Genomic DNA, 14,002 nt, shown 5'->3' with positions numbered 1-14,002 from the left:
ATCCCGAAAGTAATTAACGTTCTACCTGAATCCAGTATTGACGTATACAACAACAAATCTTCCGCTCCAATCCTTCGTCATCCATTACCTGAAAAACCTCATAATCCTCGCATGGGTCATCGGCTTCATCCACACCAAAAACCCCATCATAAACCACATCATAAACTTCACCCACATTTGCACTCACAATCAAATCTGCCCCCGCCCCCGCATCATCCTATTCCTCCACATCTATTAACTGACAATGCCATTTCTCCACCTGTACCGGATATGTCCATGTTCAAGGTTTGTATCGCTATTGTCGCTTTGTCTAGGGCAGGCCTGTTTGTAGGCACGAGCTTTGGCATTCCAATGGAATGGATCGGCGTATTTGGTGCCCTGTTGCTTATCGGGTTTAGATGGTATCGAAAGGGAGTTGGAGTGAATGATATTGTCAAGAAAACCCCCTGGCATATCATTTTATTTGCCTTTAGTATCTATGTTGTGGTTTACAGCCTGCATAATATCGGTTTAACCGCACTAATCGTTGAACGACTCAGAGAACCCATGTTAGCCAATCATTTAAACGCTATTCTGATCAGTGGTGGTTTGCTTACAATCATGTCAAATCTATTCAATAACCTTCCATCAGTCATGATTGGGACTTTGACGCTGACAGGAATGGGACTGGATATACCCACGTTGCATATTGCCTATCTGGCAACCATCATGGGAGCGGATATCGGTTCATTGATTACTCCGATGGGAACCCTAGCATCTCTAATTTGGATGTTTATTCTCAAGAAAAACGGGATTAGGATTAGTTGGGCGAAATGTTTGAAAGTAACGATCATTGTAATTCCCATAGGGCTCCTTGTCAGTTTATTAAGCCTATATTTTTGGGTTGAGTGGCTATTTTTCTAACCCAGCCTTTTTCAAGACCTAGGCCAAATTTGCCTAGGTCTCTCTCGTGGGCCCGGTCGATGGTCCCTTCTCGCCATCCATGGCTACAGGGGCACTCAGCCATCCGTGGACAGCGCTCTAAATCTCGAACTTCTTGTTCGAGTTCTTGCCAACCTTAGATAGGTAGAAATCCCCAAAAACCAATCAATATATATATTTCTTTCGTTGTTTTACCACGAATCACAGAATCATTCAACTTTTGTTAAACTATTCTGACACCCAGAACTTTAAAATTTACATTTCTATGGCTGCGCAAATAGCAACCTACAAGAGGTTGCGGATTACTTCGGAGTTGAACCGCCGCTAATGGAGGTACTATGTTTATTACAAGGAAGATTTCGACCGTATAGGGGTTAAAATGATGTTTATTGGGAGCGCAGAGACTTATCAACCTCTGGAGAGCAAAGTAAAAACTTACGAGCTTTATAGATACTAATATTGTAGCCATCCCCAAAATAACCTTGAATGAAATTGACCGCATAAGGTAAGAATTCCTAAGAACAACAGTATAAAACGATGAATCCGCGTTTAAGAAGATGTTGTTTCCAAAAATGATCAACTTATGCCATAAGAACGTTGGCCTAGGCAGACATTTCCTAGGCCAACGTTCTTACAATACCTTACCAGACCTTGTTATCTTTGCTAGTAATAGTAATAGTATTAGTATTAGTATTCGGACTACTGTTATTTTCTTCTTCATTAATAGCTTTGAGGATGGAAACTATAAATAAGATAATAATAATCGCCAACTCTATTTCCGCTACAGTTGTTAACATATGGCTAATCTCCTCTTGTTAATCTACCACAAACGTGGCGCTATAAGATAAGAAATTTCGGAACTGTCGTTGATGATTATTTATGATATAGGGTATGTACAAGTTTCATAAAGTGTGACAAGGGTTGTCGAATATAGCTTTTTACCTGTCCATATGAGTTGTTTATGATTGGTTAGAGTAGTAGTTAGAATAATAACAAGGGTAGGGAAAAATCCTACCCTTTACACAATTATTAAAGCATACATTAAACTGAAATCAGTTAGCATCTTTGCCATCCTTGTCATCCTTGTCATCCTTGTCTTTGCAATCTTTATCACCTGCGAGGGCTACAAACGTTATTTTGCAAATTGGGATTCGGATTACCGGGCGGATTCCATCAACTGGTTTTCCAGGGTTGGCAAACAGTTGAGCGTTTCTCAATATTGCAACTCCATTTTGCACTCCGGCAAAACTGCCAATCCAAAAACTCGCATCGACACCTACTACCAAACACGTACCAATCGGAAAAGGACAAAATAACATCATATGATTTATCCCCTTTTATTCATCTGCCACAAGCGGGCGATATAAGATATAGAAATTTGGGATATCATAAATGATTATTTGTAATATAGGTTATGTACAAGTATTTTAAAGTGTTACAAATATTGATTGTGGACAAAAAAAATGCCCATCAGAGATGGACTTTGACTCGTACCAATATTAGATTTACTAGGTAAATATTATTTCATCAACCAGGAAAACGACGATAATCCAACTATGTTATAGACGAAGTGGCTCCGCAAGAATCAATTCCCAAAACGATAGCCTGAGCGTTCACCTCATACTGCCCCAGTGTGGTTATCATACTCTGGCTTACTTCTTTCTTAGAGGTTTCGGTAATGAGGGCGATCAGTGTAGGACCAGAGCCACTGAGTGCAGCACCATAGGCTCCGGCCTGAAAGGCTGCTTCTAATGTTTCCAACATACCGGGAATGAGAGCGGCACGTTGGTTTTGGTGAAGTAGGTCACGCATTCCTTCTTTTAAAAGAGAATATTCCTCTCGAATGAAGGCCTCAATTAGTAACCCAGCGTGGGAGATATTGAAAACCGCATCTTTTCGAGAAACGTCTGGCGGTAATATCCCGCGGGCTTTGGTTGTGTTCAGGAGGGTGTTAGGAATCACAACAACCGCTTTAAAATTTGGCTTCTGGGACAGTATGCGGGGAAGCATGCCACCTTCTGTTGGTATAGAAAGTGTTACGCCTCCATACAAAGCAGGGGTAACATTATCAGGATGGCCTTCCAGTGCATTCGCAACTTGGAGCAATTCGTACTTGGAGTAGGGTGAACCGGCTAAAGTATTAGCGGCTACTAATCCACCGACAATGGCAGCGGAACTGCTTCCTAAGCCTCGAGAAGGGGGGATATTGTTTTCAAACGTTAAGGCGACGGAAGGAATGGGGTAGTGGATAAGTTTCCAAAAATGGCACATGGTTCGCCAAACAAGATTACTTTCATCGGCAGGGATCCCGTCCCGATAAGACCCGGTTAAAGAAATTTCAAAGGGTCGGCTCGGTTCCACAATGATCGAATTGTACAGTTGAAGAGCCAGACCAAGGCAGTCAAATCCTGGCCCGAGATTCGCGGAGGTGGCCGGTATCTTTACGCGAAACATTCTTTTCCTCCCTTGTAAGTTTCTTTAGGTCATAGATCCATGGTCCCCATTTTCAAAGCGAATGACATTATGGATATTAAGGACCTTGCTATAGGCTCTAACAGAATCTAAGGCTTCTTGCAGGGCCCCTTCACGACAAGGATGTGTCACGAGGACAATCTCAGCCTGATGTTCGCCTCGCGGTTTTTGAATGATCGAAGCGAAGCTGATATTGGCTTCGGCAAACAGGAGAGCGAGCGTGGCCAGAACTCGAGGTTCGTCTTTAACTAGTAAGCGAATGTAAAAGGCTGTATAAAAATCAGCGACGGCTTTGAGTTCAAGGTCTAGATAACAGGTGCAATTGATGGCTGAAGTGGAGTTGGATTGGATGTTACGGACGATACGCATAATGTCGGAGACGATCGCACTTCCTGTGGGAAGAGAGCCGGCACCTCGGCCATAAAACATAGTTTCTCCAACGGCGTCTCCTACCACGTAAATAGCATTGAAAACACCGTTTACTGAGGCAAGAGGATGGCTAAGAGGTAAGATTGCCGGATGCACGCGAACTTCAATGGCTTCATTTTGGTGTTTGGCAATGGCTAAGAGTTTAATAGTACAACCAAGTTCCGCGGCATAAGCAAGGTCTTCGCGGGTAATTTTTGAAATTCCTTCGACAAAGACGTCCTTGAGAGCGACCCGTGAATTAAAGGCAATTGAAGAGAGGATAGCAAGCTTGCGAGCAGCATCTAACCCATCGACATCAGAAGAAGGATCAGATTCAGCATACCCCAATTGCTGGGCTTCAGCGAGGACTTCAGCATACTCACGGCCCTGTTCGGCCATAGCAGTAAGAATGTAGTTCGTGGTCCCATTAATAATTCCCAGGACATGGGTTATGCGATTAGCAGCTAAGGACTCTTTCATAGCAGCAATAATCGGTATTCCGCCTCCGACACTTGCTTCAAAATAAAGATCCTTTCCAGCCGCATTGGCAGCGTCAAGGAGTTCATGTCCATGAAGCGCGATTAGATCTTTATTGGCGGTGACCACATTTTTCCCGTTTTGCAATGCTTCTAATATAAAAGTACGCGCTGGTTCGATCCCCCCCATAACTTCGACAATAATATCGATCTCCGGGTCCTGGAGAATTTCTTCAGGTCGATCTGTAAGTATAAAGTCACCATGAATGTCTCGTTCTCGATGAAGATCACGATCAAGAATTGCTTTGATTTTAAGCTCGCAATGAGTCCGCGTCTGAATATCTGCAGCATTCTCTTGTAATATGCGCACAACTCCAGTCCCTACAGTACCCAAGCCCAATATTCCTATCTGAATTGGCAAGTTAAGACACTCCTCTCAAAAAAACAAATGTATCTGCATAGTGGACATTATACAGCTTTCGATCTAGCTTTGACAAGGAAATTCTTAAGGAATTTCGTAACATTTATTGTAAATAGGGTTGACACTTAGGATGGGATTCTGTATCATATACACAAAGTTCTCAATATAAATGTGATATAACAGAAAAGGAAGTGTACCTAGGGTTCCGGGGGTAACCTGTCTGGTCCGAGCGGTACAGAATCCAAATTGGATTTACACCGTGGGTAGAAAAAACCCAAGCGGAAAGTTCCACGTTGCTAGGGGGGACTTCGCTTAGGGTTTTTATTTGTTCGCGATCATTAAGGAGGGCTGATTAAATGGGACTTGTTATTTATTTGAATGGTTCATTTGTTCCTGAAGAAGATGCAAAGGTGTCTGTTTTTGATCATGGCTTTTTGTATGGAGACGGAATTTTTGAAGGGATCCGCGCGTACCATGGTCGAGTCTTTAAATTGGACGAACACTTGAAACGCCTCTATGAATCTGCAAAGTCCATCCAATTGACAATTGGGATTTCTAAGGAAGAAATGCAAGAAGTCGTCTTAGAATCGCTGCGCAGAAATAATTTAAACGATGCCTATATTCGTTTGGTGGTATCGCGAGGTAAAGGTGATCTAGGTCTCGACCCCAATAAATGTCCTAAGGCATCAATTATTTGTATTGCTGCCCAAATTAAGCTCTTTGAGCAAAGCATGTATGATCAAGGCTTAAAAGTTGCGACGGTTGCCATCCGTCGGAACAATCCAGATTCCTTGAACCCGAGGATTAAATCCCTTAATTATCTGAATAACATTATGGCAAAGCTGGAAAGTATTCAGGCTGGTGTCATAGAAGCAATTATGTTGACACAAGACGGTTATGTGGCCGAGGGAACGGCTGATAACATTTTTATGGTTCGTAATAACGTCTTAATGACCCCTCCACTTTCTGCGGGAATACTTGAAGGCGTCACCCGAAATTCTGTGATAGAGCTCGCGAGTGAACTCGGAATGAACGTGAAGGAAGAGTTGTTTACTCGTCATGATTTGTATACAGCGGATGAGTGTTTTCTCACGGGTACTGCGGCAGAATTGATCCCGGTTATCAAAGTTGACGGACGTGTGATCGGGGATGGGGTTCCCGGTCCAGCATTTAAACAACTTTTGGAGGCTTTTAGGGCTCTTACCCACGTCAATGGTCCTAAAATTTACAGCACGTAGAAGCAAAAGCTTAGGGGGAGGAACAATGTATGAGTGAAGAAAAAACAGGCTTAAAAGGGGCAACCGTTTTATTGAATGCTTTGCACCAAGAAGGGGTTGACGTCATTTTTGGTTACCCGGGCGGGGTGTTACTTCCATTATATGATTGCCTTGTAGATAGTCCTATACGACATGTGCTAGCACGGCATGAACAAGGGGTCGTGTATGCTGCAGATGGTTATGCCCGTGTCAGTGGGAAAGTTGGGGTTTGCTTAGCCACATCTGGACCCGGAGCAACGAATGTCGTGACGGGTATTGCCAATGCCTATTCTGACTCAATTCCCTTAGTGGTTTTGACGGGGCAGGTTTCTACAAGTTCAATCGGTTCGGATTCGTTCCAAGAGGTGGATATCATCGGGATTACCATGCCCATTACTAAGCATTCTTATTTAGTCAAGGATCCGCGGGATCTGCCGAGAATTGTCAAAGAAGCTTTTTATATTGCCCGAACTGGTCGACCGGGCCCCGTGCTTATCGATCTCCCGAAAGACGTTTTAGCTCAAGAAAACGTGGTTCCATTTTCTAATGAAATGAAGTTAAAAGGGTATAAAATCTTTGGCCAAGCCAACAATGGTAAGATTGAAGAAGTGGCTAAGGCCCTTTCCAAATCTTCCAAGCCCGTGCTTTATGCGGGGGGCGGTGTTGTTACGGCGGGAGCGGAAGACGTTTTAAGGCAAATTGCGGAAAAAAACCGCCGCACCCGTGGTCACGACCTTAATGGGGATTGGTAGTCTTCCATTAGGACACCCTAATTTATTGGGAATGGTAGGAATGCACGGAACTGTGACAGCAAACTATGCTGTGGATGATTGTGACTTGCTTATTGCGGTTGGGGTGCGCTTTGATGATCGTGTAACAAGTGGTATGGGGCATCGTTTTGCAACTAAAGCGAAGGTTATTCATATCGACATCGATCCAGTAGAGATCAGTAAAGTCGTAAAAACGGATATCCAAATTGTTGGGGATGCCCGTAAAGTTTTGGAAGAAATATTAGAAGCATTGCCAGGGTATGCTGTCCCCGAAGTGACTGACTGGTGGAACCAGTTGCGTGACTGGAAGGACAATCACACCTTAAGCTATGACAAGGATAGACTCACTCCGCAGATGGTTATCGAATGTCTGGGGGAACTTGCCGGGGAGAATGCAGTGGTTACGACGGATGTTGGACAGCATCAAATGTGGGTCGCTCAATACTATCCAATAGCACACCCACGTAATTATGCGACCAGTTGCGGACTTGGGGCTATGGGCTATGGATTACCTGCCGCGGTGGGGGCTCAGTTTGCTCGTCCAGAAGATAGGGTCATCCTGATCACGGGAGACGGTTCTTTACAGATGTCAATCCAAGAGTTAGGGACGGTTGCTCAGAATAAACTTCCCATTAAAATCATCCTTCTGAACAATGGGGTCCTCGGTATGGTTCGACAGTGGCAGAAGATGTTTTATGCTGAGCGCTATAGTCAAATCCAGCTTCAGGGGAACCCGGACTTCGTTAAAGTGGCGGAAGCCTATGGAATTCATGGAATCCATGTCAATTCTGTAGAAGAAGTTCGCAGTGCTATTGAAGAGGCGTTCAATCATCCTGGCCCAGTTCTGGTCGATATTAAGATCTCAATGGATGAAGATGTATTGCCCCTCGTTCCGCCAGGGAAAGACATTACTGAAATGATAGTGAGGTAATATTATGTTGCATACGCTTGCGGTTGTTGTGGAAAATCATCCGGGCGTTCTGATTCGGGTGGCTGGGTTGTTCGCGCGTCGGGGTTATAACATCGATAGTCTCACGGTCTGTCAGACGGAAGATCCTGAATTATCAAGAATGACAATCGTTGTTAATGGGGATGACCAAATCATTGAGCAAGTGAGGAATCAGCTTAGTAAACTGGTAGTTGTACACTCAGTGACCGACTTAACCGGGGAGAGCGTGGTTGCTCGAGAGTTGTCCTTAATTCGCGTGGAAGTTAGCACAGAAACTCGATCCGCGGTTCTTCAGACGGTCGATATTTTTCGAGGACGAGTTGTAGATATGGGTAGAACCAATATAACGGTGGAGTTAACGGGTGATATTCCAAAAATTGATGCCTTTGTTCATGCAGTTCGACCCTATGGATTACTTGAATTGGTTCGAACTGGCAAGATTGCAATTTTGCGCTCGGATGCCTAGAGATAGATTATGTGAATGTAGTATACTATAGTTGGCCTATGGCCTATTGATAGAAAGACTTACAGTTGAAAGGAAGTTATAGAAAAATGGCGAAAATGTATTATGAGGTAGACGCAAATCTGGAGTTATTAAAAGGTAAGGTCATTGCAGTAATGGGATATGGGAGCCAAGGGCATGCCCAAGCTCAAAACCTTAAAGATTCTGGTCTTAACGTTGTGATTGGTCTTCGTCCCGGAAGTGCTCGTACAGCGCGTGCCCAAGCTGCAGGCTTTGAGGTTATGACAGTGGAAGAGGCTGCTAAACGCGCAGACGTGATTCAAATCCTACTTCCTGATGAGACACAAAGTAAAGTCTATTATGCAGAAATTAAACAGCATTTAACCTCAGGAAAGGCACTCGTCTTTTCCCATGGTTTTAATATTCACTTCGGACAAATCGTTCCTCCCAGCGATGTGGATGTCTTTATGGTGGCTCCGAAAAGCCCGGGACATCTGGTTCGCCGCACCTATACGGAAGGAGCTGGAGTTCCATCTCTAATCGCAGTTCATCAAGATGCTACTGGAAAAGCTAAAGAATTAGCCCTTGCCTATGCTAAAGGAATTGGATCCACCAAGGCGGGCGTTCTAGAAACGACTTTCGGCGAGGAAACCGAAACCGACTTATTCGGAGAACAGGCAGTCTTGTGTGGAGGGGCCTCAGAACTCGTTAAAGCAGGCTTTGACACCTTAGTAGAGGCAGGCTATCAGCCGGAAATTGCCTATTTTGAATGTTTACACGAACTAAAACTCATCGTCGACTTAATGTATGAAGGTGGCATGAGTTGGATGAGATATTCTGTTTCCGATACGGCTCAATATGGAGATATGACGGTCGGTAAACGAATCGTTAACCAAGAAACCCGCAAAGAGATGAAACGCGTGCTCGAAGAAATCCAAGACGGTCGGTTTGCTAAAGCCTGGTTATTGGAGAACCAAGCAAATCGTCCAGCCTTTAACGCTATGACCCGTAACGAAGCAAATCATCCGATCGAGAAGGTTGGCGAACAACTCAGAGGAATGATGAGCTGGTTGAAAAAGCACGAGTAAAGTAGACGCTAAAGTACTCTTTTTGCAATAATGCTTTACAGTAAAGGTATCGGAAGGAAGTTAAAGTAATGCGTCGGATCGAGATCTTTGATACTACGCTTAGAGATGGTGAACAATCTCCGGGAGTGGCGCTTAACGCCGATGAAAAATTGCAAATTGCTCATCAATTAGCTAAGCTCGGTGTTAACGTTCTCGAAGCAGGATTCCCAATAGCTTCACCAGGGGATTTTGAGGGAGTACGTCGGATTGCGCAGGAAGTTAGAAATGTGAGTGTGGCGGCCCTTGCCCGGGCTAATGCCAAAGATATTGAATGTGCATGGCAAGCGCTCTCGGATGGGGCGTCCCCGCGCATTCATACCTTTATTGCCACCTCCCCGATCCATATGCTTCATAAGCTGCAAAAGTCCCCTGATGAAGTTCTAGAACAAGCCATTGAGGCCGTTCGATTGGCGAAATCAAAAGTAGATAATATCGAGTTTAGTGCTGAAGATGCCTCGCGCAGTGACGTTGATTTTCTGGGGAAAGTCTTTTCCGGGGTCATCAAAGCCGGGGCCACCGTGCTAAACATACCAGATACTGTCGGATATTCAACACCCGAAGAATTTGCCGCATTTATCCGAGCGGTCATGCAACGCACAAGCGGCATTGAGAAAGTCAAAGTCAGTGTTCACTGTCATAATGATTTAGGTCTAGCAGTGGCTAATTCTCTGGCCGCAGTTGGGGTAGGGGTACATCAACTAGAGTGCACCGTCAATGGAATTGGAGAACGGGCTGGAAATGCAGCACTAGAAGAACTTGTCATGGCTCTGCGTACTCGTAGGGACCAGTACAGTGTAGAAACAGATATAGTAACGACAGAAATCGCTAGAACGAGTCAATTGGTAAGTCGTTTAACCGGTATGGTGATTCAGCATAATAAAGCCATTGTCGGGAAGAACGCTTTTGCCCATGAATCGGGAATTCATCAAGATGGAGTGCTAAAGGAACGATCAACCTATGAAATCATGTCCCAGAGCGTCATAGGGATGGATGTAGAGTCTATTGTCTTAGGAAAACATTCCGGTAGGCATGCGGTTCATCAACGGATGACGGAGTTGGGCCTTGATTTAGCAGAAGATCATTTTGAAGACGTTTTTGCTCGGTTCAAACAATTAGCAGATCGAAAACGCGAAGTGACAACCGCCGATCTATTTTCTCTTGCAGAGGTGCAAAAAGAGAAGGCAGATCAAATCCTTTTAGACTATTTACAGGTCTCCAGCGGAACACATATGGTGCCCACTGCTACGATTGGCCTTATGTATCAAGGGCAACGATTAGAGGATGCAGCATGTGGCGATGGACCGGTCGATGCTGCCTTTAAGGCCATCGATAAAGTTTTAGGCACCAAAGGAACGTTGAGTCATTATTCCTTGCAAGCCCTTGATGGGGGAGAAGATGCGCAAGGAGAGGTAGCGGTGACTGTCAAGTTTGGAGATAATCTCGTGGGCGGTCGTGGGGTAAGCACGGACATTATCGAAGCCAGTGTGCGCGGCTATCTTCAAGCGGTTAACCGGGCGTTTGTTCGAGGCTGGATTACGATACGTGAGAAGAATGCGAGCTAAAGGAGGGAGTAAGAGCCATGTCGATGACAATCTCAGAAAAGATTTTAGCCCAACATGCTGGGTTGGAAGAAGTGATTCCAGGCCAATTGATCACGGCGAAACTGGATCTGGTCCTAGCCAATGATGTAACAGGTCCAGTGGCCATTCAGGAGTTTCAAAAGTTTGGTACTGATAAGGTGTTTGATTCTAAAAAGGTTGCTCTTGTTCCGGATCATTTTGCTCCCAACAAGGATATTTTATCGGCTGAACAGTGCAAGGTAATGCGCGATTTCGCTCGGAATCACGAGATTGAGCATTATTTTGAAGTCGGACGCATGGGAATTGAACATTGCCTGCTTCCAGAACAGGGCCTAACTCTGCCAGGTGACCTCATCATAGGAGCAGATTCCCATACATGTACTTATGGAGCTGTTGGTGCGTTTGCAACTGGGGTTGGCAGTACAGATTTGGCTGCAGGATTAGCCACCGGTGAAGCTTGGTTTCGTGTTCCAGAATCCATGAAATTTATTTTCCGCGGAACGAATTTTCAAAAATGGGTCGGAGGCAAGGATCTCATTTTATATCTGATCGGGAAACTCGGTGTAGATGGGGCACGCTATCGTGCCATGGAATTTACAGGAGACGGTATCTCCGCTTTATCGATGGATCATCGTTTTACGATCTGCAATATGGCGATTGAAGCCGGTGCTAAAAATGGAATCATTGCTCCCGATGAAAAAACCTTTGCTTATCTCGAAGGGAGAGCTCGTCGTTCGTATCCTTTGCTCTATAGTGATAAAGACGCCCATTACATGGATATCCAAGAGTTTGATGTGTCAGAAATCCCGCTCCAAGTTTCTTTCCCGCACTCTCCGGAAAATGCGAAATCTGTTCAGGAAGCCAGTGGAATTAAAATTGATCAGGTTGTGATCGGTTCTTGTACGAACGGTCGACTGGAAGATTTACGACTTGCTGCAGATATCTTGCGTGGCAAGAAGGTTCACCCTGAAATTCGGCTCTTGGTTTTCCCGGGAACCCAAACCATCATGCGCGAGGCTATGCGTGAAGGAATTATTGAGACGTTGATTGAGGCTGGTGCGGCAGTAAGCACGCCGACGTGTGGTCCTTGTCTGGGTGGACACATGGGTATTTTGGCAAAAGGCGAGCGGGCTGTTTCTACCACAAATCGGAATTTTGTGGGACGTATGGGTCATGTTGAGAGCGAAATCTACTTAGCTAATCCAGCTGTTGCGGCAGCATCGGCGATTAAAGGGCAAATTGCTCATCCGGAGGAGGTATCTTAAATTGGGAAAAGCATGGAAGTTTGGGCATGACATTGATACGGATGTCATTTTGCCTGCCCGTTATTTAAATAAATCCACTCCTGAGCATCTGGCAGCCCACTGCATGGAAGACGCTGGGACTGGATTTGCTCAGGAAGTACAAGTTGGAGATATCATGGTTGGTGGAAAAAACTTTGGCTGTGGTTCCTCACGTGAACATGCTCCGATCGCCATTAAGGCTTGTGGCATTAAAGTGGTGATTGCCGAATCGTTTGCACGGATTTTTTACCGCAATGCCTTAAATATTGGTTTGCCCATTATGGAGTGCCCGGAAGCTGTTGCGGGAATTTCTATAGGGGATGAAATCGAAGTCGATCTGGCAATGGGTATCATTGAGAACCGGACGACTTCTAAACAGTTTCAAGCTCGTTCTTTTCCTCCGTTTATGCAGGATTTGATTGAAGCAGGTGGGCTTATTCCTTACGTAAAAGGGAGGAGTAAGAATGCCTAAGGTTTTAGTTCTGCCTGGAGATGGTATAGGCTTAGAAATTACGCCGGAAGCGGTTAAGGTTTTAGAAGCAGTGTTAAAAGGTCGACCGACCCAGCTGAGTTTCGAATATGGGTTAATTGGTGGAGCCGCTATTGATGCGGCAGGAAAGGCTTTGCCTGACGAAACTCTAGCTGCAGCTAAGGCCGCAGACGCCGTTTTAATGGGTTCTGTAGGAGGACCTAAGTGGGATAACCTGCCGGCACCACAACGCCCAGAGTTGGGTGGGTTACTGCCGATTCGCAAGGGGTTGGGACTTTTTGCGAATATTCGTCCTATCAAAATGCTCCCGATGTTAGTGGATTCTTCGACCCTTCGCACTGAGGTGGTTGAAAATGTTGATCTGGTGGTTTTACGTGAATTGACAGGTGGACTCTACTTCGGAGAGAAAGGTAGAGGCACAAATCCTAAGAGCGCTTTTGATACGTTGGTTTATACAGAGGAGGAAATTCGCCGTATTGTAGAACTAGGCTTCCAAATGGCTTCCAAGCGCAGAGGAAGGCTTTGTTCCGTCGATAAAGCGAATGTCTTAGAGTCCTCGCGCTTTTGGCGTGAGATAACGATTGAGGTTGCCAAAGGTTTCCCAGAGGTGGAATTGAGTCATATGTATGTGGATAACGCAGCGATGCAATTGGTTCGCTGGCCCGCGCAATTTGATGTGATCGTGACGGAGAATATGTTCGGAGATATCCTGACAGATTTAGCATCGATGTTACTGGGCTCGATTGGAATGATTCCTTCGGCAAGCTTAAATGGGTCTAAAGGACTCTATGAGCCATCCCATGGTTCAGCACCGGATATTGCCGGTCAGAACATTGCTAACCCCTTGGCTACAATTCTATCGGGTGCGTTAATGCTGCGTTACTCCTTTGGGTTAGAGGAAGAGGCTCAGATGATCGAGCGAGCAGTTGAACGTGTTTTACAAGAGGGGTATAGAACTCCTGATTTAGCGAAACCAGGAGATACAGTGTTAGGAACTCGGGAAATGGGCAATGCTGTCGTAGAAGCACTCAAGTAGAGAGTTTTATGAGGCCTAAGAAGATTTGGGATTTTTTACAATTCCACTTGAATTTCGTAAACGAGTGAGATAGAGTATAATCAATTAGATAATGAAAAAGCAAAAGATCGACCTAGTATGGTAGACGGTGGTGCCCAGAGAGAGAAACAATGGCTGAGAGTTTTTCCGTCCCCGGTATCAGAACCCCAGTCGTGATGCGCTGATGATGAATCGGTCGGTTTCCACCGTTATGAGGAATGTTGTTGGGTTGACCCGGCAACATTGAGTTGGCATTGCAATAAAGGTGGTACCGCGGAAGGCTTCTTTCGTCCTTGATATAAGGATGAGAGGGGCCTTTTTACGCTTCAAGA

13 protein-coding genes and 1 pseudogene are annotated in these 14,002 nt (G+C 45.1%); 9 read left to right on the top strand and 5 right to left on the bottom strand.

Annotated features, from left to right (window positions below):
• Window positions 1-13 precede the first annotated feature (13 nt).
• Complete coding sequence (locus tag UF75_RS29110; RefSeq protein WP_197079395.1) at window positions 14-187, bottom strand: hypothetical protein; 174 nt, start codon at window positions 185-187, stop codon at window positions 14-16.
• Between the two features lie 89 nt (window positions 188-276).
• Between UF75_RS29110 and UF75_RS13055 the strand changes: the two genes are divergently transcribed.
• Window positions 277-903, top strand: coding sequence for an ArsB/NhaD family transporter (locus UF75_RS13055; protein ID WP_045575036.1), 627 nt, complete (start codon window positions 277-279; stop codon window positions 901-903).
• 659 nt (window positions 904-1,562) lie between these two features.
• Here the strand turns inward: UF75_RS13055 and UF75_RS28250 are convergent.
• From UF75_RS28250 to UF75_RS13040, 4 genes are all read right to left on the bottom strand, one after another.
• Window positions 1,563-1,718 carry a hypothetical protein gene (locus UF75_RS28250; RefSeq protein WP_156146414.1) on the bottom strand — a complete coding sequence of 52 codons (156 nt, stop codon included), beginning with the start codon at window positions 1,716-1,718 and terminating at the stop codon, window positions 1,563-1,565.
• 255 nt (window positions 1,719-1,973) lie between these two features.
• A complete protein-coding gene (locus tag UF75_RS13050; RefSeq protein ID WP_045575035.1) occupies window positions 1,974-2,243 on the bottom strand; it encodes a hypothetical protein in 270 nt (89 codons plus the stop codon).
• Between the two features lie 232 nt (window positions 2,244-2,475).
• On the bottom strand, window positions 2,476-3,375 hold the full coding sequence (thrB, locus tag UF75_RS13045) for a homoserine kinase (protein ID WP_045575034.1): 900 nt from the start codon (window positions 3,373-3,375) through the stop codon (window positions 2,476-2,478).
• 24 nt (window positions 3,376-3,399) lie between these two features.
• Complete coding sequence (locus UF75_RS13040; protein WP_045575033.1) at window positions 3,400-4,698, bottom strand: homoserine dehydrogenase; 1,299 nt, start codon at window positions 4,696-4,698, stop codon at window positions 3,400-3,402.
• 356 nt (window positions 4,699-5,054) lie between these two features.
• Between UF75_RS13040 and ilvE the strand changes: the two genes are divergently transcribed.
• The 8 genes and pseudogenes from ilvE to leuB all read left to right on the top strand — a co-directional run bounded on the left by ilvE (window position 5,055) and on the right by leuB (window position 13,652).
• Complete coding sequence (ilvE, locus tag UF75_RS13035; RefSeq protein WP_045575032.1) at window positions 5,055-5,936, top strand: branched-chain-amino-acid transaminase; 882 nt, start codon at window positions 5,055-5,057, stop codon at window positions 5,934-5,936.
• 29 nt (window positions 5,937-5,965) lie between these two features.
• A pseudogene (gene ilvB / locus UF75_RS13030) lies at window positions 5,966-7,655 on the top strand (biosynthetic-type acetolactate synthase large subunit).
• A 4-nt stretch (window positions 7,656-7,659) separates the two neighbouring features.
• Entirely contained in the window at window positions 7,660-8,139 is a 480-nt protein-coding gene (ilvN, locus tag UF75_RS13025; RefSeq protein WP_045575031.1) for an acetolactate synthase small subunit, read from the top strand.
• A gap of 86 nt (window positions 8,140-8,225) precedes the next feature.
• The gene (gene ilvC, locus UF75_RS13020) at window positions 8,226-9,224 is read left to right on the top strand and encodes a ketol-acid reductoisomerase (RefSeq protein ID WP_045575030.1); all 999 of its coding nucleotides are present in this window, start codon (window positions 8,226-8,228) and stop codon (window positions 9,222-9,224) included.
• Window positions 9,225-9,292: 68 nt separating this feature from the next.
• Complete coding sequence (locus UF75_RS13015) at window positions 9,293-10,825, top strand: 2-isopropylmalate synthase (protein WP_045575029.1); 1,533 nt, start codon at window positions 9,293-9,295, stop codon at window positions 10,823-10,825.
• A 17-nt stretch (window positions 10,826-10,842) separates the two neighbouring features.
• Window positions 10,843-12,108 (top strand): 3-isopropylmalate dehydratase large subunit, encoded by a 1,266-nt coding sequence (gene leuC / locus UF75_RS13010; RefSeq protein ID WP_045575028.1) that lies wholly within the window; start codon window positions 10,843-10,845, stop codon window positions 12,106-12,108.
• Between the two features lies 1 nt (window position 12,109).
• Complete coding sequence (locus UF75_RS13005) at window positions 12,110-12,598, top strand: 3-isopropylmalate dehydratase small subunit (protein WP_045575027.1); 489 nt, start codon at window positions 12,110-12,112, stop codon at window positions 12,596-12,598.
• Entirely contained in the window at window positions 12,591-13,652 is a 1,062-nt protein-coding gene (gene leuB, locus UF75_RS13000; protein WP_045575026.1) for a 3-isopropylmalate dehydrogenase, read from the top strand. Before UF75_RS13005 ends, leuB begins: the two co-directional genes overlap by 8 nt.
• The last annotated feature ends 350 nt before the right edge of the window (window positions 13,653-14,002 follow it).

It is taken from the genome of Desulfosporosinus sp. I2 (assembly GCF_000960765.1).
Taxonomy (GTDB): domain Bacteria; phylum Bacillota; class Desulfitobacteriia; order Desulfitobacteriales; family Desulfitobacteriaceae; genus Desulfosporosinus.
This window is presented reverse-complemented; position numbering and strand designations above follow the sequence as displayed.

Bases quoted from the DNA above. Each gene is read 5' to 3' on its own strand.
- UF75_RS13055 (WP_045575036.1), top strand. From the start codon at position 277: ATGTTCAAGGTTTGTATCGCTATTGTCGCTTTGTCTAGGGCAGGCCTG.
- UF75_RS28250 (WP_156146414.1), bottom strand. From the start codon at position 1,718: ATGTTAACAACTGTAGCGGAAATAGAGTTGGCGATTATTATTATCTTA.
- UF75_RS13050 (WP_045575035.1), bottom strand. From the start codon at position 2,243: ATGATGTTATTTTGTCCTTTTCCGATTGGTACGTGTTTGGTAGTAGGT.
- thrB (WP_045575034.1), bottom strand. From the start codon at position 3,375: ATGTTTCGCGTAAAGATACCGGCCACCTCCGCGAATCTCGGGCCAGGA.
- ilvE (WP_045575032.1), top strand. From the start codon at position 5,055: ATGGGACTTGTTATTTATTTGAATGGTTCATTTGTTCCTGAAGAAGAT.
- ilvN (WP_045575031.1), top strand. From the start codon at position 7,660: ATGTTGCATACGCTTGCGGTTGTTGTGGAAAATCATCCGGGCGTTCTG.
- ilvC (WP_045575030.1), top strand. From the start codon at position 8,226: ATGGCGAAAATGTATTATGAGGTAGACGCAAATCTGGAGTTATTAAAA.
- UF75_RS13015 (WP_045575029.1), top strand. From the start codon at position 9,293: ATGCGTCGGATCGAGATCTTTGATACTACGCTTAGAGATGGTGAACAA.
- leuC (WP_045575028.1), top strand. From the start codon at position 10,843: ATGTCGATGACAATCTCAGAAAAGATTTTAGCCCAACATGCTGGGTTG.
- leuB (WP_045575026.1), top strand. From the start codon at position 12,591: ATGCCTAAGGTTTTAGTTCTGCCTGGAGATGGTATAGGCTTAGAAATT.